Below are 24,941 nucleotides of genomic sequence, written 5' to 3'. Positions count from 1 at the left end.
TTTATTGTTATCTTATGTGGCGATAGTACTACGAGAACGCCGATCTCGACGCACTGTTCGTGAACAGTTCGGAAGCCGAGCTGGCTAACTCGTAGTTTCTTTCAGCCCGGAACGGGTGAGCACGAGAATGCGGTCGGCCATGGCGGCCGCCGCGTGGGAGTGGGTGACCATGATCGCCCCGGCGCCGCTGGCCCGGGTCTCGGCGCGCAGCAGGTGCAGGATGCCGTCGGCGGTCTCGGGGTCGAGGTTGCCGGTTGGTTCATCGGCCAGCAGCAGGGCGGGGCGGTGCACCAGCGCGCGGGCAATCGCCACCCGCTGCAGCTCGCCGCCGGACAACTGGCGCGGGAAATCGTTGTCGCGCCCGCCAAGCCCGACCGCCGCCAGCATGCTGGATGCGCGCGCGGGCGGTTCGCCGTTGAGCAGCAGTGGCAGGGCAACGTTCTGCAGCAGCGTCAGGTGCGGCAGCACGTGGAATGCCTGGAAGATGAAGCCCATGCGCGAGCGGCGCAGCCGGGTTGCCGCGTCATCGTCCAGCGCCGACATCGGCTGGCCGTCCACCAGCACCTGACCACTATCCGGTGCATCCAGTCCCGCGATAATATTGAGCAGGGTCGATTTGCCCACGCCCGATTCGCCCATGATGGCGACGAATTCGCCGGCCTGAAAGCGGTGCGACAGACCCGACAGTACCTGCCTGCCGCCGTAGGATTTGCCCAGGTTGACCAGTTCGAGCATCGTCAGCGTCCGCGCGGTCCGGTGGCAAAAAAACCGGGGCGGGCGGCGGGCGGGCAGCAGCGAAAAGCGGGCATCGGGCGGTTTCTCTCCAGGCCAGGATGGTCCGGCGCCGCGCACGGTTGGCGCAAGGCGGCGCTGGAAAGCAAGGGATTCCGCTATGATGGCCAACACAGCAACATTCCCTAGCCATCCCGCATCGTGCGGCATGGCGGCACGAATGATAAACCTTATGCTGACGTCATGCACGACCGAAACGCGACAAGCCACTCCCAGCGCCCATGATCCGGCAGAGCTTTCCGCCGGGCTGCTCGCGCGCGAGGCATGGATTTCCCCCAAATTCCTGTACGACGCCCTCGGTTCCCGGCTGTTCGAGGCGATCTGCGAGCTGCCCGAGTACTACCCGACGCGCACCGAGGCCGCGATCTTCGAGCGCCACGGCGCCGATATCGCGCGTGCCGCGGGCGCCGGCGTCACGCTGATCGACCTGGGCGCGGGCAATTGCGCCAAGGCGGCCGCACTGTTTCCGCTGCTGCGGCCGCGACAGTACGTGGCGGTGGACATTTCCACCGAGTTCGTCAGCGATGCGCTCGAGCGCCTGCGCCTGCGTCATCCGGGCATGGACATGCAGGCGTGCGGGCTCGACTTCTCGCAGCGCTTCGACCTGCCGCCTGGCGTGCGCGACGAACGGCGGCTGTTCTTCTACCCCGGCTCGTCGATCGGCAACTTCAGCCCGGACGAGGCGGTGGCCTTCCTGCGCCGCCTGCGCGGGCAGTGCGGCGACGACGGTGGCCTGCTCATCGGCATCGACCTGGACAAGGACAAGGCGGTACTGGATGCCGCGTACGACGACGAGCTGGGCGTGACCGCCGCCTTCAACCGCAACGTGCTGCGCCACGCCAACCGGCTGGCGGGCGCCGACTTCGACATCCGGTGCTGGCGCCACCACGGGTTCTTCAATCCGGACGAAGGCCGGGTCGAGATGCACCTGGAGGCCGAGCGCGACCAGGTCGTGCGCTGGCGCGGCGGCGCGCGCGAGTTTGTCCGCGGCGAGCGCATCCACACCGAGAACAGCTATAAATACCGCCCGGCCGACGCCATCGACCTGCTCGAACGCGGCGGCTTCGAGGCGGCCCGCATCTGGACCGACCCGCGGCGCTGGTTTGCCGTGATCCACGCGCAGGCGATGCACTGACATGGACAGCGCACTGCTGCGTCACTACGAATCGGTGCGCCAGCGCTCGCTGCGGCTGGCCGAGCCGCTCAGTGCGGAAGACTGCTGCGCCCAGTCGATGCCCGACGCGAGCCCGGTCAAGTGGCACCTGGCGCACACCACCTGGTTTTTCGAAACCTTTGTGCTCGAGCCGCACGAGAGCGGCTTTGCGCCGTTCGACCCGTCGTTCCGCTACCTGTTCAACTCGTACTACAACGGCATCGGCGCGCGCCACCCCCGGCCGCAGCGCGGGCTGCTGACACGGCCGCCGCTGGCGCAGGTGCTGGCCTGGCGCGGCCAGGTGGACGAGCGCATCGCAGCGCTGGCTGCGACCGCCGGCGATGCGCTGCGCGACCTGCTCACGCTCGGGCTGCACCACGAACAGCAGCACCAGGAGCTGATGCTCACCGACGTCAAGCACCTGCTGGCGCAACATCCCGCGGCGCCGGCCTACCTTGGCAGAGGGCTGCCGGCCGCGCCGCCGTCCGCGCCGCTCGGGTGGCAGCGCTTCGAGGGCGGCCTGGTCGAGGTTGGCTACGAGGGCATCGGCTTTTGCTTCGATAACGAACTGCCGCGCCACCGCGCCTGGGTCGAGCCCTTCGAGCTCGCCACCCGGCTGGTCACCAATGCCGAGTATGCGCGCTTCGTCGAGCAGGGCGGCTACCGCGACCCGGCGCTGTGGCTGTCCGACGGCTGGGACCGCGTGGCCGCCGGCGAACTGGCGCACCCGCTCTACTGGCAGCGCGACGGCAACGGCGGCTGGCGCGAATTCACGCTGCACGGGCTGGCCCCGCTCGACCCGCACCGCCCGGTCACGCACCTGTCGCTGTACGAGGCCGACGCCTACGCGCGCTGGTGCGGCGCGCGCCTGCCGACCGAGGCCGAGTGGGAGCTGGCGGCGCAAGGCCAGGCCGTGGAAGAGGGCTCCTTGCACCCGGATTCGGCGCCACGCTTCGGGCTGTCGCAGCTGTTTGGCGCCTGCTGGCAATGGACCAGCAGCAGCTATGCGCCTTATCCGGGCTACCGGCCCCAGGACGGGGCGCTGGGCGAATACAACGGCAAGTTCATGGTCAACCAATATGTGCTGCGCGGCTCCTCATGCGCCACGCCGGCCGGCCATGCCCGCGCCAGCTACCGCAACTTTTTTCCCGCTGGTGCGCGCTGGCAGTTCACCGGCATCCGACTGGCCAGATGAACCGCATGCGCGGGCGCAGGACCCGATTGCTGAACCGGCGCGCCAACGCCTACATCCTGGCGCACCCGCTCGACTTCACGCTGCAGGTGCTCAAGTGCTTCAAGGCCAACCAGGGCCTGCTGCTGGCCGGCGCGGTCGCCTACTACGCGCTGCTGTCGATCGTGCCGTTCCTGATGCTGGTGGTGGTGGTGCTGTCGCACTTCATCGAGCAGGGCGAGCTGCTCGAGACGCTGCGCCGCTACCTCGAACTGCTGGTGCCGAGCCAGTCGCGCGCCATCGTGGCCGAGGTCGCGCATTTCCTCGACAACCGCGACCTGATCACCTGGGTGCTGGGCGGCACCATGCTGTTCTTCAGCTCGCTGGCGTTCACGGTGCTGGAAAACGCGATGAGCGTGATCTTCGTGCACCGCGTCGCGATCCGGCGCCGCCACTTCCTGGTGTCGGCGGTGCTGCCGTACTGCTACGTGCTGGCGCTTGGCGCCGGTGTCATGATCGTTACCCTGGTGGCCGGCGCGCTGCAGGTGATGGGGCAGGAAAGCGTGAGCCTGTTCGGGCACACCTGGTCGCTGAACGGCATTTCCGGCGCGCTGCTCTACCTGCTGGGCCTGGCCGGCGAAATCCTCGTGCTCACCTCGATCTACCTGGTGATGCCGGTCGGCCGGCTGGTGCCTTCGCACGCGCTGGTCGGCGGTGTGACGGCGGCGCTGCTGTGGGAGATCGCGCGCCACGTGCTGGTCTGGTACTTCTCCACGCTGTCGCAGGTGAACCTGGTGTACGGCTCGATGGCCACCGCGATCGTGGTCATGTTCAGCCTGGAGATCGGCGCCACGCTGCTGCTGTTCGGCGCCCAGGTGATTGCCGAGTACGAACGGGTCGGCCGCGCCTACGCCGACCGCAACCCGCGCCCGCTCACCACCCGGCCCTGAGCGACGCCAGGCTGGCCGTTCCATTCGTGCCGGATAAACCCGTGGCGAGCCCGCCACAGCGCCCCAAGCCTTTGACTCTCGTCAAATTCCCGTCATTGCCAAATGGCAGAGTTGATTCTCTGGATCAATAGCTTCAGGTGAAGAACGATCGGAGGGGAACCATGGCTGACCTTGAGTTTGGCAGCATACTGTACGTGCTGGCCGCCGTGCTGGCTGCGGCGCTGGTGCTGGTTGCGGTGCGCCGCATGCGCCGCATGCAAAGGCGGCGCCGCCGCACCGCCGTCCAGGACGCCGGCCTGAAGCTCGCTTTCGACGCCTGCGCGCCCGAAGGCGGCGATCCCTCGCTCGAACCGTTCCGGCTTGGCCGGCTGCGCAGCGAAACGCTGGATGGCCCTGACCTTACCCGGCACCAGTGACGCGCGAACCGCCGCCAAGAGGTCAGAGCAGCACCGCGCGGCCGCGGCCGGCCGACTTGGCGGTGTAGAGGGCGTGGTCGGCGCGCTCGATCACCTGGCCGATCGGTTCGCCGTCGCGCACGCGGGTCAGGCCCGCCGAAAAGCGCAGGCGCAGCTGCGGCACGCTGCTTGATACGGCGGTGTCGGCCAGCACCGCGCGCAGCCGCTCGATGCCGACGGTCGGCTCGCCCGGCCCGTTCTCCGGCAGGATCAGCAGGAACTCCTCGCCGCCCCAGCGCCCGATCGCGTCGGTGGTGCGCAGCACCGCTTGCGCCTGCTGGGCAAAGCCGCGCAGCGCCTCGTCGCCCACGCAATGGCCGTAACTGTCGTTGATCGCCTTGAAGTGGTCCAGGTCGATGATGCCGACGTAGAAGCGCTGCCCGCCGCGCGTGCGGCGCTGCACGTGCTCGTTCAGCAAATCGAGCATGTGGCGGCGGTTGGGCAGCCCGGTCAGCTCGTCGTGCGTGGCCAGCTCGCGGATCTGGGCCAGCGCATCCTCCAGCGCCAGGCGCTGCGACTTGAGCTTGGCGCGCAGGCTGACCAGGTGGTTCGACAGCTGTGCGATGGCGGCCAGGACGGTGGCCGTCATCACGAAGTTGAAGCATTCGAGCAGCGCCGGGTAGTGCGCCGGATCGGTGCGGCTGCGCCACACCATCACGGCGCCGATGGCCACCAGCGTGTAGATGCAGGCCGCGCGCACGGCGGCCGCGCGCATGGTGAACATCCCGAAGGTCATCACCAGCACCAGCAGGGGCAGGGTGGCCGTATGCACCGGACCCAGCACGGCGTAGCCGGCCGCCACCAGCGATTGTGCGGCGATGATTTGCGGGTAGGCCAGCGTGGGGTCGGCAAAGCGCTGGTTGATGCCGCTGCGGATGATGACGAAGAAGCTCGCCATCGTGGCCGCCGCCAGCACGGCCACAACGGCGACATCGCGCACGGGGAACACGTCGAGCACGGCCCCGGCAATGCACAGGGCAATGCCGATCGCGGTCACCAGCGAGGCGAGCAGCAGCACCGTCAGGCAGCGGCGCTGGCGCGGGTCGCTGGTCAGCAGCAAATCGGCCAGCCGCGCGTGCGGCGCGGGAGCGCTGACGGGAGTCGACGACAGGGCGGCCAGTTCGGTAGGCATCGGCTGTTCTCGCAAGGGCGCCGCGCGGCGGCGAAGTGCAAAAGATTATACAGCCGACAACTTTGTAAAGTTATCTCTTATTAAAGCTAGTTGCAGAAAAAACACTTACTGGCACCGCTTGCGCCGATGACGTGCCTGCTGTCCGCCGGCGGCTTGGGTATCATGTGCCGCGGGCTGCGCGGGCGGCCGTTTCAGATGGGAAGGACGAACAGGTGGCACACCAGCGCATTCTTGAGGTCTCCACGCCGGGTCGGGGCACCCGCGACATCACGGACGCGGTCGGCAAGGTCGTTGCCGAATCGAAGGTCCAGTGCGGGCTGGCCCACGTGTTCGTGCAGCACACCAGCTGCTCGCTGACGATCACCGAGAATGCCGACCCCGACGTACGGCGCGACCTGGAAACGATCATGGCGCGCCTGGCGCCGGACGGCGATCCCGACTACCGGCACGATACCGAAGGCCCGGACGACATGGCCGCGCATGCGCGCAGCGTGCTGACCGATAGCGGCTTGACGGTGCCGGTGGGCGGGGGCCGCTTGCTGCTCGGGACCTGGCAGGGCATCTACCTGTGGGAGCACCGCACGTCGGCGCACCGGCGCAGGGTGGTGGTGACAGTGCTGGGCGGCTGACAGCCACGCGGGCCGGAAAGCATCAACGCGCCTGGCTTCGAAGGCGCGAACGCCTGCTGGTTCAGGCCGCTACAGTTACCTGTGCCGTTCCTGCCTCCATCCGCCCGATGACTGCCGCACTCTCGAAGCCTTCACGCTTGAACAGCGCGAGCACCTCGTCCACGCTGCCAGGATCGCACGACACCAGCAGGCCGCCCGAGGTCTGCGGATCGGTCAGCAGCGCGCGCTGGGCGGCGGTGATGCCCGGCGCGAGCTGCACGTCGTGACCATACGCGTCCCAGTTGCGGCCCGACGCGCCGGTGAAGAACCCGTCGTGCGCTAGCTGCTCGACGCCGGGCAGCAGCGGGATTGCTTTCATGTCCAGCTGCGCGGCCAGCCTGGCGCCGCGCGCCAGTTCCAGCAGGTGGCCCAGCAGGCCAAAGCCGGTGACGTCGGTCAGCGCATGCACGCCGGCCATCTCGGACAGCAGCTTGCCCGGCTTGTTCAGCTTGGTGGTGTTGGCGATCATCGCGGCGTAGCCTTCCTCGCCGAGCGCGTTCTTCTTGAGCGCGGCCGACAGCACGCCCACGCCAAGCGGCTTGCCCAGCACCAGCACGTCGCCGGCACGCGCGTCGGCGTTGCGCTTGACCTTGGACGGGTGCACCAGCCCCATCACCACCAGGCCGTAGATCGGCTCCACCGAGTCGATGGTGTGGCCGCCGGCGATCGGGATGCCCGCTTCGGCGCACACCGATTCGCCGCCACGGATGATCTGGCCGATGGTGTCCAGCGGCAGCTTGTTGATCGGCATGCCCACCAGGGCGAGCGCCATGATCGGCGTGCCGCCCATTGCGTACACGTCAGAGATCGCGTTGGTGGCGGCAATGCGGCCGAAGTCGAACGGGTCGTCCACGATCGGCATAAAGAAGTCGGTGGTGGCGATCAGCGCCTGCTCGTCGTTGAGCTTGTACACCGCGGCGTCGTCCGCGGTCTCGATGCCGACCATGAGCTGCGGCGGCACCGGGAAGCCGCTCGACTTCTTCAAAATTTCGGACAGCACACCGGGCGCGATCTTACAGCCGCAGCCGCCGCCGTGGGAAAAAGAGGTCAGTCGGATCGCTTGGTCAGTGGCAACGCTCATCGTGTGGCTCCAGTTTGTCAGGTTGGTTCATGTGTAACGCGTGATTATCGCCCAACTTGGCTACCCCCGCTTGCTCGGCCTTTCCGATGCCGTGCGTGCTTTTGTGTGATTATTGCAAGGTTAATTCTCGGTAACATAGAGCTTTCCCCATCCACCGGAGCTTATCCATGCGGCATGCGCTGCGTCTGCTCGTTGTCCTGTTGGTCTCCTTTCTCGCGGGGTGTGGCGCTAATGAAGAGCGCCTTCCCACTACCGGCCAGACGAGGTTGCTCGGGCAAGCGCAAATCGGGACGGGCGAGTTACGTATTTTCGACCGCGAACGCGCTACTTATGGCATCTCGACCGTGCCGAATGGCTATGCCATTACCGACCTGGCCAACGGGGGCAAGTGGCTGATGGATGTGCAGCCCGGCACTCGCTTGCGGTTTGCCGACGTGTCGGTCGTGCTCGACCCCGATGGACCCGCGGCGCAAGCGTACCGGCTCTACAAGGCTGCGTTCAACCGGACACCGGACGCGGGCGGGACCGGTTTCTGGATCCAGGCCATCCAGTCTGGGGTCAGCGCGCAGCAGGTGGCCGATGGGTTCATCCAGTCGGATGAATTCAAGTCGGTCTACGGTGGCAGCCCGGGCAGCCAGCAGATCGTTGAGGGCCTGTATCGAAACATACTCGGACGCGACGGCGAACAGGCGGGCATCGATTTCTGGAGAAATGCGCTTGAGCGCGGGGCCGCAACGCTGCCGCAGGTGCTCGTCGGCTTCAGCGAGAGCGCGGAGAACAAGGCCGGCGTCATCGGCAGCATCCAGTCAGGCATTCCGTTCCTGGAGCCTGGCGTCACGTACGTCCCCATCGCGAACGCCGGCGCAAACCAGATTGCCGACCTCGGTCGCCTTGTCACCCTGGACGGTAGCCTTAGTACCGTGTCGGTGGGCAAACCGGCCATCTACACGTGGGTGGTCACCTCCCGGCCCGCGGGCAGCGCGGCGGTGCTGCTGCAACCGGCGTCGGCGAGGCCGTCTTTTATCCCGGACCAGCTCGGAACCTACGAGCTGTCGATGACCGTCAGCGACGGCGTGAAGACAAGCGCCGTCTCCAAGGTGTCTGTCCGGGTGCTGTGGAGACCCTCCGACAGCGAGTTGCCGGCTTCCGGCAACATGGTCTACCTCGCCAGCCAGCAAGGCGATTATGTCGGCGGCGGGGCGACGCTGCTCTACACGCCGTCAAATGCCCTGTTCAAGGTTGACGCGGCTGGGGCCACGCTTACGGTCGACGTGACGAGCGACGTCAACTGGAGCGGCCACTTTGTCGTCCGGAACACCATGACCCGGCTGGAGCGTGGTTATTACGGCGACCTGGCCCGTTGGCCGTTCCATGACTTGGCCAAAGGCGGGCTGGACTGGAGTGGCGCAGGACGCGGCTGCGGCGACGAAACCGGATGGTTCGTGGTTGACAGCGTGACGTACGAGGGAACGACACTGAAGGCGCTTGATTTGCGGTTCGAGCAGCATTGCCAAGGTGGCGAACCTGCGCTGCGTGGGCGCATCCGCTGGAGTGCTTTGGATAACACGCCTGCACCACGCCCGGTGATTCCGCCGGTGCCGGACGGGCTCTGGCAGCCGCCGGACAGCGCGACCCCGCAAGCGGGCAATTATGTTTACCTCGCCAGCGAGCAGGGCGATTACATCGGCGCTGGCAAGAGCTACCTCTATACTGGTGGTGACGCGAAGCTGACCGTCGACGCTGCCGATGCGCGCGTGCGTATCGGCGTGACGGGCGACCAACAGTGGCGGGGCGATTTCGCGGCCATGGTCCCGTTGACGGCGTTACAGGCGGGCTATTACGGCAACATCACCCGCGGTCCCATGGAAAATCCGTTCGCGGCAGGTCTTTCCTGGCAGGGCGAGGGAAGGGGGTGCGGCCTGGAAAGCGCGTGGTTTGCGCTGGATAAGGTGACGTATGCGCAGGGACGCCTGACAGAGCTCGACTTGCGGTTCGAGCTACGCTGCCAAGGATCCACTGGCCGCCTGCACGGCAAGGTCCACTGGTCGGAAGGCGCTACGACCGCGCCGCCAGGGCCGGTCTATCCACCGCCATCGGGACTGTGGCAACCGGCGCCAGGCACAACACCAGCGACGGGCAACTTCGTCCTGATTGACATGACGGCGATGAGCGGGTCGGGCGCGCGGCTGTACGTGTACACCCCGAGTAATGCACCGATCGCCGTCTCCGCATTTGGCAACCGCATCCATGTCGACATCCGCAGCGAGTTGTATTGGTACGGTGACCTGGTGGGGATGGAGAGCCTCGCGCAATTGCAGGTGGGTTACTACGGGGGCCTGCAGCGGTATCCTTTCAACAATCCCCTCAAGGGGGGCATCGACTGGGCTGGCGGCGGGGCGGGATGCAATCAGATTGCCGGCTGGTTCGTCATTGACAACATCCGTTACGAGCAAGGCCGATTGACAGCGCTGGACGCGCGCTTCGAACGGCGCTGCGAAATTTTCGGGCCGCCATTGCACGGGCAAATCCATTGGACGGCGAACTAGGGCGCGCCGGGCAAACATGTAAAAAAAAACGGCTGCCGGGGCAGCCGTTTTTCATTCACGCTGGACGCGATCAGTAGTCGCCGAAATTGCGGCGCGCGCTGTCGGTCGAGCGCGGGTGCGAGCCCTTGTAGCCACCGCCGGAGCGGTTGTTGTAGCCCTCACCGGAGCGCTGCGGACGGTCGCCCGCGCGCTGGCCTTCGCCCGAGCGGTAGCCTTCGTTCGAACGGCGGCCGTCGTTGGCACGGTAGCCTTCGTTCGGACGGTTGAAGCCTTCGTTCGGACGGCTCTGGCCCTCGCCCTCGCGGCGCGGTGCGCCGGGGCCGAAGCTGCGCTGGCCCGGCTTTTTGCCGTAGCGGCCTTCGCCCGGCTTCCAGCCCGGACGTGCAGCCGAACGGGGTGCCGGCGCGCGCTTCGGCTCCAGGCCTTCGACCACGTTCACCGGGATCGGCTGCTTGGTGAAGCGCTCGATGCGGCGCACGTGCATGCTCTCGGCGTGGTTCACCAGCGAGATCGCCAGGCCGTTGCGGCCGGCACGGCCGGTGCGGCCGATGCGGTGCACGTAGTCCTCGGGGAACTTCGGCAGGTCGTAATTGACCACGTGGGTGATGTTCGGCACGTCGATGCCGCGCGCGGCCACGTCGGTTGCCACCAGCACCTTGACCTGGCCGCGGCGCAGGCCGTTCAGGGTGCGGTTGCGCGCGCCCTGGTGCATGTCGCCGTGCAGCGCAGCGGCGGCAAAGCCGGCGATGTTCAGGCGGTCGGCGATCATGTCGGCGTCGCGCTTGGTCGCGGTGAACACCACGGCCTGGTCGAGCGCGTCGTCGCGCAGCACGTGGTCGAGCAGGCGGTTCTTGTGCGACAGGTCGTCCACAAAGTGCACGCGCTGCTCGATGTTCTCGTGGCGCTTGGTGGCGCTGGCGATCTGGATCACCAGCGGGTCCTTGGTGATGCGGCGCGCCATGTTGCCCACCACGCCGTCGAGCGTTGCGGAGAACAGCATGGTCTGGCGGCTTTCAGGCGTGGCGGCGACGATCTTTTCGATGTCCTCGATGAAGCCCATGTCCAGCATGCGGTCCGCTTCGTCGAGCACCAGCATCTCGAGCTGGGAGAAGTCGATCTTGCCCGACTCCATGTGGTCGATCAGGCGGCCCGGCGTTGCCACCAGGATTTCCGGATTCTTGGCCAGCAGTTGCATCTGCTTGGGGTAGGGCATGCCGCCCAGGATCGACACCGCGCGGACGCGGCGGATGTTCGCCCCGTATTTTTCGGTGGCGGTGGTGACCTGCAGCGCCAGTTCGCGGGTCGGGGTCAGCACCAGCATTTTCGGCTGGGCCGGGCGGAAACGTACGCGCTCGCCGCGCGAGCGGGCCGACTGCGCTTCCTGCGCAGCGGTGCGGCCCATCGGCGCCTGTTCCGCGCTGGCCAGTTTATGCAGGGCCGGCAGCATGAAGGCTGCGGTCTTGCCCGAGCCGGTCTGCGACGACACCAGCAGGTCACGCCCGCCAATGCCGGCCGGCACGGCCTGTTCCTGGACCGGGGTCGGCTGGGTGTAGCCGGCGTCGGTGACGGCTTTGACGATAGAAGGGTGTAAGCCTAGTGCTTCAAAATTCATTGTCTACTTTACTCGTTTCTTTCAAGTGGGCGCCCGGGCCATCAAGGACGAGCGCGAAAATAGCAACGCGAACCAACCAACAACGAAATGACTTAAAAGATGAAAAAGAAATTTCGGCACAAAAGCTTTGCGCCGGGACGGTGCCAGGTTGCGGCACACAGGGCGGAGGGCTTTTCGGGAGGGTATCTCGTGGATACCTTGGGCTTGCGAAGCTGCTAGTGATACTGCTTGCGAACTACTTGCCGCGATGGGAGCGGCGGTGCTTTTTGCAGCGCACAAAACGAACTATACCGCAGTTTGGGCCTGCATGTATAGTCCGCCCTGTTTTTTTTGCGGCGCGGCCACTGCCGCGTCAGCGCTTGTGGGTGTGGCCGTTGCGCGGCTTGAAGCGCGACGTGCCGCTGTACTTGTTGCTGGTGCGGTTGCGGTGGTCGGCCTCGAACGACACGACGGCGCTGTCCATCACGCTTTCGGCAATGTCGCCGGTGCTGGCCGAGGTCTTGGGCACCAGGATCGTGGAACCGGTCTTCAGGCGGCTTTGCGCCGGAATGTTGTTGGCCTGGCGGATCACTTCAGGCGTGGTGTGGAATTTGGACGCCAGCGTGGCGATGCTCTCCTTGGCGCCGGTGATCTTGTGCGTGGTCCAGGTGGACAGCGCGCGGCCCCACTGCGACAGGTTGATGTGGAACTTTTCCGCGTTTTGCTTCGGCAGCAGGATCTTGGTCTCTTCGCCGGTGATCACCGGCTTCTTGAACTGCGGGTTGAGCGCCTTGAATTCGTCCACCGACATTTCGGCCAGCTGGGCGGCGATCGCCACGTCGATGTCGCTGGTCTTGTCCACCTGGGTGAAGTAGGGCGAGTTCTCGATGTTCGGCAGGCTGATGCCGTACTGGCCCGGGTTGGCGATGATGTTCTTCACCGCCTGCAGCTTGGGCACGTAGTTGCGCGTCTCGGCCGGCATCAGGTCAGACAGGCTGTCGAAATCGGTGGGCTTGCCCAGCGCCTGGTTGCGCTTGATGGCACGCTGGACATTGCCTTCGCCCCAGTTGTAGGCGGCCAGCGCAAGCTGCCAGTCGCCGAACATGGTGTACAGCCGCTGCAGGTAGGTGAGCGCCGCATCGGTCGAGGCCAGCACGCCGCGGCGCTCGTCCTTGAACATGTTCTGTTTGAGGTTGAAGTCCTTGCCGGTGCCCGGCACGAACTGCCACAGGCCGGATGCGTTGGCGGTGGACAGCGCCTGCGGGTTGAACGCCGATTCGATCACCGGCAGCAGGGCCAGCTCGGTCGGCATGCCGCGCTTTTCGAGCTCGGACACCACGTGGTACAGGTACAGCGAGGCGCGGCCGGCGGTGCGCGCCAGGTAATCTGGCCGGCTCACGTACCACTGCGTGTTGCGCGTGACCAGCGCATTGTCCAGGTCGGGAATGGCATAGCCGCTGCGAATGCGGCCCCACAGGTCCGGGTCCTTGTAGTCGTCCAGCCTGGACGCACCGGACTGCGCCGGGGCGCTGCGGATGCTGGCTACCGGCGCGCCAGTGCTGGCGTTGTCGGCGGCGTGGCTGAGGGCAGGGGCGAGCAGGAAAGCCAAAGCGGCCACTGCGCGGGAAATGCGGGTCGTTTCGTGCATAGCTATCCAGTGTTGCGTCCGGGAACTACTTGGCCGGGGAGTTTGGGAGTGTAAGGATGAGGGCCCAAGCCAGTCAAGAAATATGTCGAGCTCGTTACAAATTTTTCCGTTTTAAATCTATTGTTAAGTGCTTGATTCTTTGCGGCAATCTTTGTAATGGCACTAATGGAACAACAACTTTTTTGCCTCTAAGAACAATCCGAAATGTGAAATTCTGCCGGTGACGGCATTGACCGCCGGTTACTTTCGAGGCAGCGCATCGCGCCGCGACGGAGTATATTTGCTTGCAGCACTGTAATTCCAACGTGACACTGTTCAAGTATGAAAAACTCTGTGATCCTCGCCGTCTCCGGCAGCCTGCGGGCCGCTTCCTACAACACGGCAGCCCTGCGGGCAGCCCAACAGGTGGCCCCGCCGTGGGCAGATGTGCGCCTGTTCGACGGCATTGGCGCGCTGCCGCTGTTCAACCCTGACCTCGACAACGCGGCGCCGGAGCCGGTGACCGCATGGCGCACCGCGCTGGCCGAAGCGGACGCGGTGCTGATCGCCAGCCCCGAGTACGCCCACGGCGTGACCGGCGTGTTGAAGAACGCGCTCGACTGGGTGGTGAGCATGCAGCACCTGCCGGGCAAGCGCGTTGCGCTGCTCAACACATCGCCCCGCGCCTACCATGCGCAGGAGTCGCTGCGCGAGATCTTGCGCACGATGTGCCTGCGGCTGGTGCCCGAAGCCTCGATCGACCTGCCGCTGCAGGGCAGCCGGATGGGGGTGGACGGCATCCTGGCGCGGCCCGACATGGTGCAGGCCCTGCGCGGCGCGGTCGAGGTGCTGGCGGCACCGTAGCAATGCTCGGGGCTGTCTAAAAGGTACAGTCTGCCATCGCCGGAACTATGAGCGCACGCAAAGAGTGCGTACAATCCCGGCTTTGCGCGGAGCGCATTTTTTAGAAGGCATCACATGAGCACTACCGACCTGAACGATGATGCGGTCATCGAAGCGACCCGCCGCTGGCTGGAACGCGCGGTGATCGGCCTGAACCTTTGTCCGTTTGCCAAGTCGGTGTATGTGAAGGAACAGGTGCGCTACGTGGTGTCGCACGCCACCACCCCCGAGGCGCTGCTGGAGCAGCTGATGGACGAGCTGCAGCTGCTGTCCGACACCAGCGCGGAAAAGATCGACACCACGCTGCTGATCCACCCGGGCGTGCTGACCGAATTCCTCGATTTCAACGACTTCCTCGACGTCGCCGACGCCGCACTGGAAGACATGGAGCTCGAGGGCGAGCTGCAGGTGGCCAGCTTCCACCCCGAGTTCCAGTTCGCGGACACGGACCAGAACGACATCTCGAACTACACCAACCGCGCGCCGTACCCGATCCTGCACCTGCTGCGCGAAGACAGCATCGCGCGCGCGGTCGAGGCCTTCCCCGACGCGGCCAAGATCTTCGAGAAGAACATCGAGACCATGGAAAAGCTCGGCCACGAGGGCTGGGACAAGCTCGATGTCGGACCTGCCCGCTGACAAGCTGCCGCCACGGCCGGACACACCGTGCGTGGCGGTTTGCTCGACCACGTTCGACGAGGTGTGCCGCGGCTGCGGGCGCACCGTGGTCGAGGTCGCGCACTGGGTGTCGATGAGCGCAGAACAGAAAGAAGTCGTGTGGCAGCGCATCCTGTCGCAGGGCTACCCCCGCCGCAACGGCTGAGGGTAGGGTGGGCTCTCGAGCCCACGCCGTTCGGAGACGCGTGCGAACGCGTGGGCTCGAGAGCCCACCCTACGCATGCAACCCGCCTTAGAAACTGCCGATGAAATCGCGCTTGCCGATTTCGACCCCGCTGTGGCGCAGGATTGCGTACGCGGTCGTCAGGTGAAAATAGAAGTTGGGCAGCGCGTAATGCAGCAGGTAAGGCTGGCCCTTGAACTCGCGGGTGTTGCCCGCCACCGTCAGCACGATGTCGCGCGCCTCGCTGGCGGCGATCGCCTCGCGCGGCAAGCCTTCGATGAACGCCAGCGTCTTCTCGATCCGCTGGCGCAGCTCGCCAAAGCTCTGCTCCGTATCCTCGTAGCGCGGCACCTCGACACCCGCCAGGCGCGCGCACGCTCCCTTGGCGAAGTCGGCCGCGATCTGCACCTGGCGTGTGAGCGGGAACATATCCGGATACAGCCGCGCCTGCAGCAGCGCCGCCGGCTCGATCTTGCGCGCGCTGGCGTGCGCCTCGGCCTTCTCCAAAATGGCGGACAGGCTGCCCAGCATCTGGCGGAACACGGGCACCGCAGCGTCGTACATTGAAACGGTCATGTTGGTCTCCTTCAGAAATGACGCAATGATAACAACTCCCTTCAATCCGCGTATCGAATTGCACATTTTGCACCTTTAGTTTCTCCTCTCCAATTTTGGTGACTTGGAGCAAGGTTTAGGCGCATAATGTTGACGTGCAATATTGCTCGCTAGGCAGCTAGTTTTTTAACATTTCGGATCATTTCATGCCGAAGACCGATTTCTTCCGATTCCCTCTTTACCTGGGCAAGATCTACGGGAAGTCGATCTATGGCGCACTGCTGTTGGTTGTGCTGGGAGGATTGGCGATTCCGGCCGGCGTGGGCAGTTATTTCCTGATCGGCGTGCAGGAGCAGCGCGCCGCCGAGACGGCGCTGAACGAGTCGCTGCAGCGCAACGCCGACATCCTGGCGCTGGGCGTGCAGGAATCGCTCTGGAACATGAACGCCGAAGCGGCGCGCCAGCTCGCCGAGTCGGTGATGCGGGACCCTTCAGTCGTGCATGTGGTGGTGCGCGGCGCGTCCGACCCCGGCTTTGTCGATCTGCGTTCGACCCGCGTCCCGGCCGGCCAACTGCGGCGCGCGCAGCGCCATGTGTTCATGCACGGCCAGCCGATCGGCACCATCACGGTCGAGATGGACGACCTGCGCAGCCAGCACGAGCTGCACACCCGGCAGGTGAACCGGGCGCTGGTGCTGGCCGGGCAGTTGGCCGGTTCGGTCCTGCTCATCGCGTTGTTCCTCAAATATCGCCTGTTGCAGCCGCTGCGCGCGCTGACCGGTTTTTCCGACCGCCTCTCGCGCGGCGACTTCGAAACCCCGCTGGTGCTCGCCGCCAGCGACGAGCTGGGACTGCTCGGTAGCCAGATGGACAGCATGCGCATCGCGATCCGCAACCTGTTCCTCGACATCGGCCGGCGCGAGGAACGCTTTCGCTCGATCGTGGCCCAGGTACCGGGCGTGGTGTTCCGCGCCCGTTTCGGCGGCGCGATCGAATTCGTCAGCGACGCGGCCGAGGAGATCACCGGGTATCCGGCCAAGCGCTTTATGGGCGCGCCGGCCGAACACTGGTCCGACCTCATCTGCCCGGAAGACCGGCGCATGCAGCGGCGCGTGGTCAAGGAGGCGGTGGAGGCTGGCCGGCCCTACGAGGTCGAGTACCGCATCATCGACGCCTGGGGCATCGAGCGCTGGGTGCTGGAAAGCGGCCAGCCGGTGGACGAGCCGGACGTGTCGGCCTGCCGTATCGACGGCATCATCTACGACATCAGCGAACGCAAGCACAACGAGATGCAGATCGAGGAGCTGCTGACCGAGCAGGGCGTCATCCTCGACAACGTGATGTTCGGCGTGATGTTCGTGCGCGAGCGGCGCGTCATCTCGGCCAACCGCCATTGCGAGGAGCTGTTCGGCTACACCAACGGCCAGCTGGTCGGCGCCTCGACCGAACTGCTGTTCCCCAGCCCGCACGAGTACGAGCGCGCCGGCGAGTGCTACTACCCGGTCCTGGCGGAGGGCGGCAAGGTCGAGGAAGAGCGCCAGTTCCGGCGCCGCGACGGCAGCCTGATCTGGTGCCTGGTGAGCGGGCGCGCGCTCGACCCGCTGCGGCCGCACGAAGGCAGCCTCTGGGTCTATGCCGACATCACGGCACGCAAGCTGGCCGACGAAAACCTGCGCCTGTGGGCCACCGCGCTCGAGCACATTGCCGACGGCGTGATGGTGATCGACCTGAACGGCAAGATCATCGCCACCAACCCCGCGTTCACCCAGATCACCGGCTACACCGAGGCCGAAGCGCTGGGCCAGCAGTCCAGCCTGACGAGCTCCAAGCGCCACGACGAGCGCTTCTACGACGCGCTGTGGCGCGACCTGGCCGAAACCGGTTTCTGGCGCGGCGAGATCTGGAACGCCCGCAAGAATGGCGAGGTGTACCTTGAATGGCTGACGGTGTCGGCCGTGCGCGACGATTCGGGCGCGGTGACCCATTACGTGGCCGTATTCAGCGACATCACGCGCGCCAAGGAAGCGCAGACCAAGCTCGACCACCTGGCGCACCACGACCCGCTGACCGCGCTGCCGAACCGGCTGCTGTTCCACGACCGCCTGCAGCACGCGCTGCAGCAGGCCGGGCGCAACAAGACCGAGCTGGCGGTGCTGTTCATCGACCTGGACCGCTTCAAGAACGTGAACGACACGCTTGGCCACCACATTGGCGACGAGCTGCTCAAGCAGGTGGCGCGGGCGCTGTCGAGCAACCTGCGCGAGGGCGACACGCTGGCGCGCCTGGGCGGTGACGAGTTCATCGTCCTGCTCGAAAACATCGACGGCCAGTTCGGCGCCGGCCACGTGGCGGGCAAGCTGGTGTCGATGTTCGAGCAACCGTTCACGGTGTCCGACTACGAATTGTTCGTCACCTGCAGCGTGGGCGTGAGCATGTACCCGCAAGACGCGCAGGACCTGAACATGCTGATCCGGAATGCGGACGTGGCGATGTACCAGGCCAAGGCACGCGGGCGCAACAACTTCCAGTTCTACGCGCCGTCCATGACTGGCGAAGGCCTGGAACGCCTGCGCATCGAGACCATGCTGCGCCGCTCGATCGAAAAGGGCGAGATCTTCCTGCACTACCAGCCGCAGGTGGAGATCGATTCCGGCCGCCTGATCGGGGTCGAGGCGCTGGTGCGCTGGCAGAACCCGGAGCTGGGCCTGGTGCCGCCGGCGCGCTTCATCCCGCTGGCTGAGGACACGGGCTTCATCAGCCAGCTTGGCGAATGGGTGCTGCAGCAGGCGTGCACGCAGATGGTGAGCTGGCAGGAAGCGGGCTTCGTTGTGCCCAAGCTGGCGGTCAACCTGTCGGTGCGCCAGTTCGAGCGCGGCAGCATCGCGGCCATGGTCGACGGCGTGCTGCGCGAATCAAGGCTGGAGCCGGCGCGGCTGCAGCTCGAAGTGACGGAATCGGTGATCATGAACACCGGCGACGCGCTCCAGTTCATCAACGACCTGCACGAGGTCGGCGTGGGCCTGGCGATCGACGACTTTGGCACAGGTTACTCTTCGCTGGCATACTTGAAGAAATTGCCGGTGCAGACGCTGAAGATCGACCGCAGCTTCATCAAGGACATTTCGACCGATGCCAACGACGAGGCGATCACGGTCGCGATCATCCAGCTCGGCAAGAGCCTGAACCTGTCGGTCATCGCGGAAGGCGTCGAGACCGCCGAACAGGCAGCGTTCCTGCTGCGCCACGGCTGCAACCGCGCACAGGGCTACTATTACAGCAAGCCGGCGAGCGCACAGGAGCTGCTGGCACGATGGGGACGACGGGATGAGCGAAACCTTATTGCAGCGGCCACAGGCTGACCAGGCCGCGCCGAAAAGCCGCGGCCGCAGGCGCTTCCTGCTGGCCGGGCTGGCGGCCGGCGGTGCGTTGGTGGTCGGCTGGGGCCTGGCCCCGCCGCGCCAGCGTTTGCATTCCTCGGCGCCGCTGCCGGTCGCGGGCGGTGCGGTTGCCCTCAACGGCTGGGTCGCGATCGCGCCCGATGGCACCGTCTCCGTCGTCGTTCCCCGCAGCGAAATGGGGCAGGGCGTGCATACCGCGCTGCCGATGCTGGTGGCCGAAGAGCTGGACGTTCCCTTGCCCGCCGTGCGCGTTATGCAGGCGCCGATCGACAAGATCTACGCCAACCTGGCGGTCATGGAAGACAACCTGCCGTTCCACCCCGACGACAAAGGCTCGACCAAGCAGGGCGCGCAGTGGCTGCTGGCCAAGGTCGGGCGCGAGCTGGGCATCATGTTCACCGGCGGTTCGACCAGCGTGCGCGACGCATGGGGGCCGATGCGCGAAGCCGGCGCGGTGGCGCGCGCGATGCTCGTCAAGGCCGCGCTCGCGCAGTGGAAGGCCGCGCCGGACGACTGCCGCACGCAGGATGGATTCGTGATCCACAAGGACGGCCGGCGCCTGGCCTACGGGCCGCTGGCCGCGCGCGCGGCCGACGCTGGCGCCGGCATCGGACCTGGCGACGTGCGCCTGAAGGAGCCGAGGGATTTTCGCATCATCGGCAAGCCCGTGCCGCGCCGCGATTCGCCCGCCAAGGTCAACGGCACGGCGGTGTTCGGCATCGACGTGCGTCCGCCCGGCATGGTCTATGCCGCGGTGAGGATGACGCCGGTGTTCGGGGCCACGGTCGCATCGTTCGACGCGGCCAGGGTGGCGTCGATGCCGGGTGTGCTCAAGGTGCTCGACATTTCGGGCGCGCTGCTGCCGATGATGGGAGCGGGGGCCGGGGTGGCGGTGATTGCGCAGCACTGGTGGCAGGCCAAACAGGCCGCGGCGGCCTTGCCGGTGAACTGGAACGAGGGCGCGACGGCGAAGCTGTCCAACGACACGATTTTTGCGGGATTCGCGCATGCGCTCGATACCGAATCGGGCTTCACCTATCACGAAAGCGGCACGCAGGACGTGGCCGGTGCCGCCAGAACGGTGACGGCGGAGTATCGCGCGCCCTTCCTTGCACACGCCACCATGGAGCCGGTCAACTGCACCGCGCAGGTCGCCGATGGCAAGGTCCGGCTGTGGGCCTCGACCCAGGTGCCGAGCGTGGCGGTGCAGGCCGCCGCGCGCGTGGCGGGCGTGAGCCGGGACGACGTGTCGATCGAGGTGCCCTTGCTTGGCGGCGGCTTTGGCCGCAGGCTGGAAGTGGACATGGTGGCGCAGGCGGTCGCAGTGGCGATGGCCTCCGGCGGCAAGCCGGTGCAGCTGATCTGGACGCGCGAAGACGACGTCACGCACGACGTCTATCGCCCGGCGGCGCTGGCGCGCTTTTCTGCAAAGCTCGACGCGGCTGGCAATGTGCTGGCCTGGCAAGGCAAATCTGCCAGCGCCGCGATCGGCCACCAGTACTACCCGCGCAACCTGGGCCTGCCTGGCGTGGGGCCGGACAAGACCACGGCCGAGGGCGAGTACGATATGCAGTACGAGATCGCCAACCAGCACATTGCGCACGTGATCGTGGACAGCGCGGTGCCGGTGGGGTACTGGCGTTCGGTGGGCCACTCGCACAATGCGTTCTTCAAGGAGAGCTTCATCGACGAGGTGGCGCACGCGGCCGGCAAGGACCCGGTGGCGCTGCGGCGCGCGCTGCTGGCCCGGCATTCGCGCCACCTGGCGGTGCTCGACGCCGCCGTCGCACGGGCGGGCAAGCCGGCCGAGGGCAGGGCGCACGGCGTGGCGCTGCACCAGTCCTTTGGCAGCATCGTTGCCCAGGTGGCCGAGGTGTCGGTAGCGGGCAAGGACATCCGCGTGCACAAGGTCGTCTGCGCGGTCGATTGCGGCATGGTGGTCAACCCGAACATCGTCGCGCAGCAAATGGAGTCGGCCGTGGTGTTCGGCCTGTCGGCGGCGCTGGCGGGCGAGATCACCGTGAAGGACGGGCGCGTGGCGCAGTCCAATTTCGGCGACTACCCGGTGCTGCGCATCGACCAGGCGCCCGAGGTCGAGACCATCATCATGCCCAGCGCCGAACTGCCGCAGGGGGCCGGCGAGCCGGGCGTGCCGCCGATCGCGCCCGCGGTGGCCGCCGCCGTGTTCAAGCTGACGGGCCAGCGCCTGCGCAGCCTGCCGCTGCGGCTGGCGTGATGCGGCGCGCATCCCCGCTGCGCCGTAATTTCGGCATCGACAGCCTGCGCGGGCTGGCCATCCTGCTCGTGATCGTGCACCACCTGGCGCTGCCGTTCCGGGTTCCGCTGGGTCCGAGCCTGCTCGGCGAGTGGCTGCCAAAGCGGCTGATCAACGCCATCAGCTTCAATGGCTACGAGGCGGTGTTCGTCTTCTTCGTCATATCCGGCTTCCTGATCACGACCCGGATCATCGAGCACGACGGGGGCTTGGAGCGCGTGAGCCTGGGCCGCTTCTACCGGGCGCGCGCCAGGCGCATTCTACCGCTCCTGGGCGTGACGCTGGTGATCCTGGGCGCGCTGGCATGGCTTGGCGTGCCCGGGTTCGCGCCAGAGAACGGACGCCAAAGCGTGGGTGGCCTGCTCGGGTCCGCGCTCACGTTCACCTTCAACTGGTACGAAGGCCGCACCGGCTGGGCGCCGGCGGGCTGGGACGTGCTGTGGTCGCTCTCGATCGAAGAGGTTTTCTATCTGGGCTTTCCCTTGCTGTGCCTGTGGCTGCCGCGCCGGGTGCTGGTGGCCGCGCTGCTGGTGTGGGCCGCCAGCCTGGTTCCGCTGCGCTCGCTGGTGCCGATGAGCGACGAGGTGTGGTGGGAAAAGGCCTATTTGCCCGGCATGGCCGCCATCGCGTGGGGCGTGCTGGCCGCGCTGCTGGCCCAGCGCTGGCGGCTGGCCTGGCGCGATGCCCGCGCGCTGGCGATCTTCGGCGGCTTTTGCATCCTGCTCGCCATCGGCTGGGGCGAGCTGGTGCACCGCCACCTGTTCAAGTCCGGCATGTACCTGCTGTGCCTTGGCGCCAGCGCGGCGCTGATCGCGGCGCACAGCCAGCCGCCGTCGCAGTGGCGTGGTTTGCGGTGGCTGGCGCGGATGGGGGAGTTGAGCTACGAGCTCTATTTGTCGCACATGTTTGTCGTGCTCGGCGCCGTGGCCCTCTACCGCGCGCTTGCGGGCGCCTCGCAAACCTGGACTTTCGCGATCTACCTTCCCGTGCTCGTCGCTTGCTACTGGCTGGCCATCTCGATCGAGCGGCTGCTCGCGCGCCCGTCACCCGGTGCGGCGCCGAACGTGATCTTGCGGCGCAGCTCCTGAGCACGCACTGTTTCTATACCTGTGCGCTGGAGACCACGCGGTTGCGCCCGGCGTGCTTGGCGGCATACAGCGCCTTGTCCGCAGCCTCGACCAGCGCCGCCGGCTCGTGCAGCCGCTCCTTGTCGAAGCTGGCCACGCCGATGCTCAAGGTGACCATGGGGTACGCCGCGGACGGTGCATGCGCCAGCCCGAGCGAGGCCACATGTTCGCGGATGGCGTTGGCCACCGACAGCGCCTGTTCGGCCGAGGTGTCGGGCAGGATCGCGGCGAACTCTTCGCCGCCGTAGCGCGCCGCGATGTCGGCCGGGCGCTTGAGCTGGCCGGCCAGCGCCTGCGCCACCGTGACCAGGCAGGCGTCGCCCTGCTGGTGCCCGAAGTGGTCGTTGTAGGCCTTGAACGAATCGATGTCGATCAGGAGCAGCGACAGCTCGCCGCCGGCGCGCTGGGCGCGGCGCAGCTCGCGGTCCAGCGCCACGTCGAAGTAGCGGCGGTTGGCGATGCCGGTCAGGCCATCCACGTAGGAGCGCGCGCGCAGCGACTCGGCATGGTCGAGCAGGCGCCGCTCGCGGTCCACGGTGCCGCTCACGTCGCGGATCTCGATCAGGCAGAAGCGCTCGTCGCCCTCGCTGAAGGGCGTCACCGTCACCGCCTGGTCGATCGGCGGACCGTCGAAGCTGCCGGCCTGGCGCAGCGGGAAGGGCGAATGCTCTTCCGTTTGCGGGATGGCCGTGGTGACGTTGTCGGCGAGCGCGCCGAGCACCGCCGCTTCCACGCGCGAACCGCGCAGGACGGGAAAGACGTCGAACAGCGACTGGTTGCGCACGCGCGAGGCGGCGCGGCCCGAGCGCGGCACCATCCAGCCGTTCCACAAGACGATCTCGTGGTTCGCGTCAAGCACGACGACGCCGCAATTGAGGAGGTTGAGCGCGCGCGCGGTCAGGTCAGGCTCGGAATGGATCACGGCAGTGTTCGGTATGTGACAACCCGCCGGATCATACCGGAATTTGCCGGCCGTGCGCAGCCTGCGGTCAGCCGGCGTTGCGCAGCAGGGTGCGCAGGTTGCACTCGCGCTGCCACTGGCGGCGCTCGTCGCTCGACTGGGCCAGGCGGGCTTGCTCGGCGTCGGGGATTTTCTGCTGCGCCTGCACCATGCGGTCGGCCACCGCCGGGTCGGGCAGCACGGTGCCGAAGAAGGCGACGGTCTCGCCGTGCTGCAGCAGCAGCGTGGGGAAGTTCTCGACGTCGAGGTCGCCCACCACGTCGGCCTGGTCTTCGATGTCGATCCAGACGAATACCTTGTCCGGATGGCGCGCGGCGAGCGCGTCGAAGGCGGCGCGGTACGACCCGCAGGTGCCGCACCAGGCGGCGCACAGGCACGCGACGATCCAGCGGTCGCCCGCGAGCGCGGCGGCGACCTCGGTGCGGTTATCGAGCTCGAGGGTCAGGCTATGCATGGGCGGCATTCTACAACGAGCGGCGCCTTCCGGCACGGCCGGGCATGGCTGGGGCGGCGTGGGCCGGGTTAAAATAGGGGATGCCTATCATTCTTGCTATCGAAACCTCGTCCGAGCTCGCATCGTGCGCGTTGCTCGACGGGGACCGCCTGGCCTGGCGCGAGTCGTCGGGCGTGCGCACCCACTCCCAATCCGTCCTGCCGATGGTGCAGGAGCTGCTGCACGAAGCGGGCCGGCGCCTGGCCGATTGCGATGCGGTGGCGTTCGGCGCGGGGCCGGGTTCGTTCACGGGCGTGCGCACGGCGTGCGGGGTGGCGCAAGGGCTCGCGTTCGGCGCCGGGTTGCCGGTGGTGCCCCTGGTGACGCTGGAAGCGATGGCGCAGGCCTGCCGCGAGCGCACCGGCGCGCGCGACGTGCTGGCCGTGCTCGATGCGCGCATGGGCGAGGTGTACTGGGCCCAGTACCGTTTTGACAACGGCTGGCAGATCGTGCGCCCGCCAGCCTTGAGCGCACCCGGCGCGGTCGCGCCGGAACTGGTCGAAGGCCTGGCCGCGTGCGGCAACGGGTTTTCCGCCTATCCGCAGGAGTTCGCGCAGTGCGCGTTCGCGGCCGGCGCACTGGCCGACATCGCGCCGCATGCGCGTGAACTGGCCGCGCTGGCGGTCCCCGCGCTGCAGGCCGGGCAGGCCGTGCCCGCCGCACAGGCCCAGCCGCTTTACCTGCGCAACAAGGTCGCCTACACCTATGCCGAACGGCAGGCGATCAACGCAGCCAAGGGCGGACAGGCGTAATGGCGGCAAGCGTCCACGACCTGCTCGATTTCGCGCCCATGTCGAGCGCGGACATCGACGAGGTGAGCGCGCTGGAAAACAGCGTGTTCCCGCACCCGTGGAGCCGCGCCAATTTTGTCGACTCGCTCGCCAGCGGCTACGATGCCTGGGTCGTGCGCGACCCGCTGGGCGAGCTCGCCGGCTATTTCCTGCTCATGTATGCATTCGATGAGGCGCACCTGCTCGACGTGGCCGTGGCCGGCGGGCGGCAGGGCGAGGGGCTGGGCCGCTGGCTGCTCGACAAGGCGTCGGAGCGTTCGCGCCAGCACGGCATGCTGTCGGTGCTGCTGGAAGTGCGGCCCTCCAACGAACGCGCGCTGCTGGTGTACGAACGCTATGGCTTTGTCGAGATCGGGCGGCGCAAGGGGTACTATCCTGCGCATGAGGGCAAACGCGAGGACGCAATCGTGATGAGGTTCCAGCTATGAGCG

The 24,941-nt window shown here is 66.8% G+C and carries 22 protein-coding genes; 14 read left to right on the top strand and 8 right to left on the bottom strand.

Translation table 11 applies throughout. From position 1 onward, the window contains the following. Window positions 1-84 precede the first annotated feature (84 nt). Window positions 85-735: an ABC transporter ATP-binding protein gene (locus NX774_RS09560; RefSeq protein WP_258821943.1), complete on the bottom strand. Its 651-nt coding sequence runs from the start codon at window positions 733-735 to the stop codon at window positions 85-87. A 229-nt stretch (window positions 736-964) separates the two neighbouring features. On the opposite strand from NX774_RS09560, the gene egtD reads away from it, so the two are divergent. The 4 genes from egtD to NX774_RS09540 all read left to right on the top strand — a co-directional run bounded on the left by egtD (window position 965) and on the right by NX774_RS09540 (window position 4,482). Continuing rightward, window positions 965-1,927, top strand: coding sequence for an L-histidine N(alpha)-methyltransferase (gene egtD, locus NX774_RS09555; RefSeq protein WP_258821942.1), 963 nt, complete (start codon window positions 965-967; stop codon window positions 1,925-1,927). Between the two features lies 1 nt (window position 1,928). After that, on the top strand, window positions 1,929-3,140 hold the full coding sequence (egtB, locus tag NX774_RS09550) for an ergothioneine biosynthesis protein EgtB (RefSeq protein WP_258821941.1): 1,212 nt from the start codon (window positions 1,929-1,931) through the stop codon (window positions 3,138-3,140). Then, entirely contained in the window at window positions 3,137-4,066 is a 930-nt protein-coding gene (locus NX774_RS09545) for a YihY/virulence factor BrkB family protein (protein WP_258821940.1), read from the top strand. Before egtB ends, NX774_RS09545 begins: the two co-directional genes overlap by 4 nt. A gap of 161 nt (window positions 4,067-4,227) precedes the next feature. Next, a complete protein-coding gene (locus NX774_RS09540; protein WP_258821939.1) occupies window positions 4,228-4,482 on the top strand; it encodes a hypothetical protein in 255 nt (84 codons plus the stop codon). A 22-nt stretch (window positions 4,483-4,504) separates the two neighbouring features. On the opposite strand, the gene NX774_RS09535 is transcribed toward NX774_RS09540, so the two are convergent. Continuing rightward, window positions 4,505-5,653: a GGDEF domain-containing protein gene (locus NX774_RS09535; RefSeq protein WP_258821938.1), complete on the bottom strand. Its 1,149-nt coding sequence runs from the start codon at window positions 5,651-5,653 to the stop codon at window positions 4,505-4,507. 212 nt (window positions 5,654-5,865) lie between these two features. Between NX774_RS09535 and NX774_RS09530 the strand changes: the two genes are divergently transcribed. Then, complete coding sequence (locus NX774_RS09530) at window positions 5,866-6,282, top strand: secondary thiamine-phosphate synthase enzyme YjbQ (RefSeq protein ID WP_258821937.1); 417 nt, start codon at window positions 5,866-5,868, stop codon at window positions 6,280-6,282. Between the two features lie 61 nt (window positions 6,283-6,343). Here the strand turns inward: NX774_RS09530 and selD are convergent, their stop codons facing one another. After that, window positions 6,344-7,402, bottom strand: a complete 1,059-nt coding sequence (selD, locus tag NX774_RS09525; protein WP_258821936.1) for a selenide, water dikinase SelD — start codon at window positions 7,400-7,402, stop codon at window positions 6,344-6,346. A 167-nt stretch (window positions 7,403-7,569) separates the two neighbouring features. On the opposite strand from selD, the gene NX774_RS09520 reads away from it, so the two are divergent. Continuing rightward, window positions 7,570-9,948 (top strand): DUF4214 domain-containing protein, encoded by a 2,379-nt coding sequence (locus tag NX774_RS09520; RefSeq protein WP_258821935.1) that lies wholly within the window; start codon window positions 7,570-7,572, stop codon window positions 9,946-9,948. A 70-nt stretch (window positions 9,949-10,018) separates the two neighbouring features. Here the strand turns inward: NX774_RS09520 and NX774_RS09515 are convergent, their stop codons facing one another. Both NX774_RS09515 and NX774_RS09510 read right to left on the bottom strand, forming a co-directional pair. Continuing rightward, complete coding sequence (locus NX774_RS09515; RefSeq protein ID WP_258821934.1) at window positions 10,019-11,560, bottom strand: DEAD/DEAH box helicase; 1,542 nt, start codon at window positions 11,558-11,560, stop codon at window positions 10,019-10,021. 352 nt (window positions 11,561-11,912) lie between these two features. After that, entirely contained in the window at window positions 11,913-13,187 is a 1,275-nt protein-coding gene (locus tag NX774_RS09510) for a transglycosylase SLT domain-containing protein (RefSeq protein WP_258821933.1), read from the bottom strand. Between the two features lie 321 nt (window positions 13,188-13,508). Between NX774_RS09510 and NX774_RS09505 the strand changes: the two genes are divergently transcribed. The 3 genes from NX774_RS09505 (at window position 13,509) to NX774_RS09495 (ending at window position 14,892) form a co-directional block, all read left to right on the top strand. Then, window positions 13,509-14,030 (top strand): NADPH-dependent FMN reductase, encoded by a 522-nt coding sequence (locus NX774_RS09505; RefSeq protein ID WP_258821932.1) that lies wholly within the window; start codon window positions 13,509-13,511, stop codon window positions 14,028-14,030. A gap of 114 nt (window positions 14,031-14,144) precedes the next feature. Then, window positions 14,145-14,708: a DUF1415 domain-containing protein gene (locus tag NX774_RS09500; RefSeq protein ID WP_258821931.1), complete on the top strand. Its 564-nt coding sequence runs from the start codon at window positions 14,145-14,147 to the stop codon at window positions 14,706-14,708. Then, window positions 14,689-14,892, top strand: a complete 204-nt coding sequence (locus tag NX774_RS09495; protein WP_258821930.1) for a DUF1289 domain-containing protein — start codon at window positions 14,689-14,691, stop codon at window positions 14,890-14,892. Before NX774_RS09500 ends, NX774_RS09495 begins: the two co-directional genes overlap by 20 nt. Window positions 14,893-14,979: 87 nt before the next feature. Here the strand turns inward: NX774_RS09495 and NX774_RS09490 are convergent, their stop codons facing one another. Further along, a complete protein-coding gene (locus NX774_RS09490; RefSeq protein WP_258821929.1) occupies window positions 14,980-15,486 on the bottom strand; it encodes a DUF1993 domain-containing protein in 507 nt (168 codons plus the stop codon). 185 nt (window positions 15,487-15,671) lie between these two features. Between NX774_RS09490 and NX774_RS09485 the strand changes: the two genes are divergently transcribed. Genes NX774_RS09485 through NX774_RS09475 form a run of 3 tightly spaced genes read left to right on the top strand, consistent with a single transcriptional unit; the run spans window position 15,672 to window position 22,226 of the window. Beyond that, window positions 15,672-18,824 (top strand): EAL domain-containing protein, encoded by a 3,153-nt coding sequence (locus NX774_RS09485; RefSeq protein WP_258821928.1) that lies wholly within the window; start codon window positions 15,672-15,674, stop codon window positions 18,822-18,824. Beyond that, a complete protein-coding gene (locus NX774_RS09480; RefSeq protein ID WP_258821927.1) occupies window positions 18,790-21,099 on the top strand; it encodes a xanthine dehydrogenase family protein molybdopterin-binding subunit in 2,310 nt (769 codons plus the stop codon). The genes NX774_RS09485 and NX774_RS09480 overlap by 35 nt, the downstream gene beginning before the upstream one ends. Continuing rightward, on the top strand, window positions 21,099-22,226 hold the full coding sequence (locus tag NX774_RS09475) for an acyltransferase family protein (RefSeq protein WP_258821926.1): 1,128 nt from the start codon (window positions 21,099-21,101) through the stop codon (window positions 22,224-22,226). Before NX774_RS09480 ends, NX774_RS09475 begins: the two co-directional genes overlap by 1 nt. A 13-nt stretch (window positions 22,227-22,239) precedes the next feature. Here the strand turns inward: NX774_RS09475 and NX774_RS09470 are convergent, their stop codons facing one another. Both NX774_RS09470 and NX774_RS09465 read right to left on the bottom strand, forming a co-directional pair. Next, the gene (locus NX774_RS09470) at window positions 22,240-23,187 is read right to left on the bottom strand and encodes a sensor domain-containing diguanylate cyclase (protein ID WP_258821925.1); all 948 of its coding nucleotides are present in this window, start codon (window positions 23,185-23,187) and stop codon (window positions 22,240-22,242) included. Window positions 23,188-23,254: 67 nt separating this feature from the next. After that, window positions 23,255-23,680: a thioredoxin family protein gene (locus NX774_RS09465; protein WP_258821924.1), complete on the bottom strand. Its 426-nt coding sequence runs from the start codon at window positions 23,678-23,680 to the stop codon at window positions 23,255-23,257. 80 nt (window positions 23,681-23,760) lie between these two features. Between NX774_RS09465 and tsaB the strand changes: the two genes are divergently transcribed. Both tsaB and rimI read left to right on the top strand, forming a co-directional pair. After that, a complete protein-coding gene (tsaB, locus tag NX774_RS09460) occupies window positions 23,761-24,471 on the top strand; it encodes a tRNA (adenosine(37)-N6)-threonylcarbamoyltransferase complex dimerization subunit type 1 TsaB (RefSeq protein ID WP_258821923.1) in 711 nt (236 codons plus the stop codon). Then, window positions 24,471-24,938 carry a ribosomal protein S18-alanine N-acetyltransferase gene (rimI, locus tag NX774_RS09455; RefSeq protein ID WP_258821922.1) on the top strand — a complete coding sequence of 156 codons (468 nt, stop codon included), beginning with the start codon at window positions 24,471-24,473 and terminating at the stop codon, window positions 24,936-24,938. Before tsaB ends, rimI begins: the two co-directional genes overlap by 1 nt. The last annotated feature ends 3 nt before the right edge of the window (window positions 24,939-24,941 follow it).

Origin of the sequence: Massilia agilis, from assembly GCF_024756255.1 — a bacterium.
GTDB classification, from domain to species: domain Bacteria; phylum Pseudomonadota; class Gammaproteobacteria; order Burkholderiales; family Burkholderiaceae_D; genus Telluria; species Telluria agilis.
This window is presented reverse-complemented; position numbering and strand designations above follow the sequence as displayed.

Excerpts from the sequence above, each read along its gene's own strand:
- NX774_RS09560 (WP_258821943.1), bottom strand. The coding sequence starts at position 735 with ATGCTCGAACTGGTCAACCTGGGCAAATCCTACGGCGGCAGGCAGGTA.
- egtD (WP_258821942.1), top strand. The coding sequence starts at position 965 with ATGCTGACGTCATGCACGACCGAAACGCGACAAGCCACTCCCAGCGCC.
- egtB (WP_258821941.1), top strand. The coding sequence starts at position 1,929 with ATGGACAGCGCACTGCTGCGTCACTACGAATCGGTGCGCCAGCGCTCG.
- NX774_RS09545 (WP_258821940.1), top strand. The coding sequence starts at position 3,137 with ATGAACCGCATGCGCGGGCGCAGGACCCGATTGCTGAACCGGCGCGCC.
- NX774_RS09540 (WP_258821939.1), top strand. The coding sequence starts at position 4,228 with ATGGCTGACCTTGAGTTTGGCAGCATACTGTACGTGCTGGCCGCCGTG.
- NX774_RS09535 (WP_258821938.1), bottom strand. The coding sequence starts at position 5,653 with ATGCCTACCGAACTGGCCGCCCTGTCGTCGACTCCCGTCAGCGCTCCC.
- selD (WP_258821936.1), bottom strand. The coding sequence starts at position 7,402 with ATGAGCGTTGCCACTGACCAAGCGATCCGACTGACCTCTTTTTCCCAC.
- NX774_RS09520 (WP_258821935.1), top strand. The coding sequence starts at position 7,570 with ATGCGGCATGCGCTGCGTCTGCTCGTTGTCCTGTTGGTCTCCTTTCTC.
- NX774_RS09515 (WP_258821934.1), bottom strand. The coding sequence starts at position 11,560 with ATGAATTTTGAAGCACTAGGCTTACACCCTTCTATCGTCAAAGCCGTC.
- NX774_RS09510 (WP_258821933.1), bottom strand. The coding sequence starts at position 13,187 with ATGCACGAAACGACCCGCATTTCCCGCGCAGTGGCCGCTTTGGCTTTC.
- NX774_RS09505 (WP_258821932.1), top strand. The coding sequence starts at position 13,509 with ATGAAAAACTCTGTGATCCTCGCCGTCTCCGGCAGCCTGCGGGCCGCT.
- NX774_RS09500 (WP_258821931.1), top strand. The coding sequence starts at position 14,145 with ATGAGCACTACCGACCTGAACGATGATGCGGTCATCGAAGCGACCCGC.
- NX774_RS09495 (WP_258821930.1), top strand. The coding sequence starts at position 14,689 with ATGTCGGACCTGCCCGCTGACAAGCTGCCGCCACGGCCGGACACACCG.
- NX774_RS09490 (WP_258821929.1), bottom strand. The coding sequence starts at position 15,486 with ATGACCGTTTCAATGTACGACGCTGCGGTGCCCGTGTTCCGCCAGATG.
- NX774_RS09485 (WP_258821928.1), top strand. The coding sequence starts at position 15,672 with ATGCCGAAGACCGATTTCTTCCGATTCCCTCTTTACCTGGGCAAGATC.
- NX774_RS09480 (WP_258821927.1), top strand. The coding sequence starts at position 18,790 with ATGAGCGAAACCTTATTGCAGCGGCCACAGGCTGACCAGGCCGCGCCG.
- NX774_RS09475 (WP_258821926.1), top strand. The coding sequence starts at position 21,099 with ATGCGGCGCGCATCCCCGCTGCGCCGTAATTTCGGCATCGACAGCCTG.
- NX774_RS09465 (WP_258821924.1), bottom strand. The coding sequence starts at position 23,680 with ATGCATAGCCTGACCCTCGAGCTCGATAACCGCACCGAGGTCGCCGCC.
- tsaB (WP_258821923.1), top strand. The coding sequence starts at position 23,761 with ATGCCTATCATTCTTGCTATCGAAACCTCGTCCGAGCTCGCATCGTGC.
- rimI (WP_258821922.1), top strand. The coding sequence starts at position 24,471 with ATGGCGGCAAGCGTCCACGACCTGCTCGATTTCGCGCCCATGTCGAGC.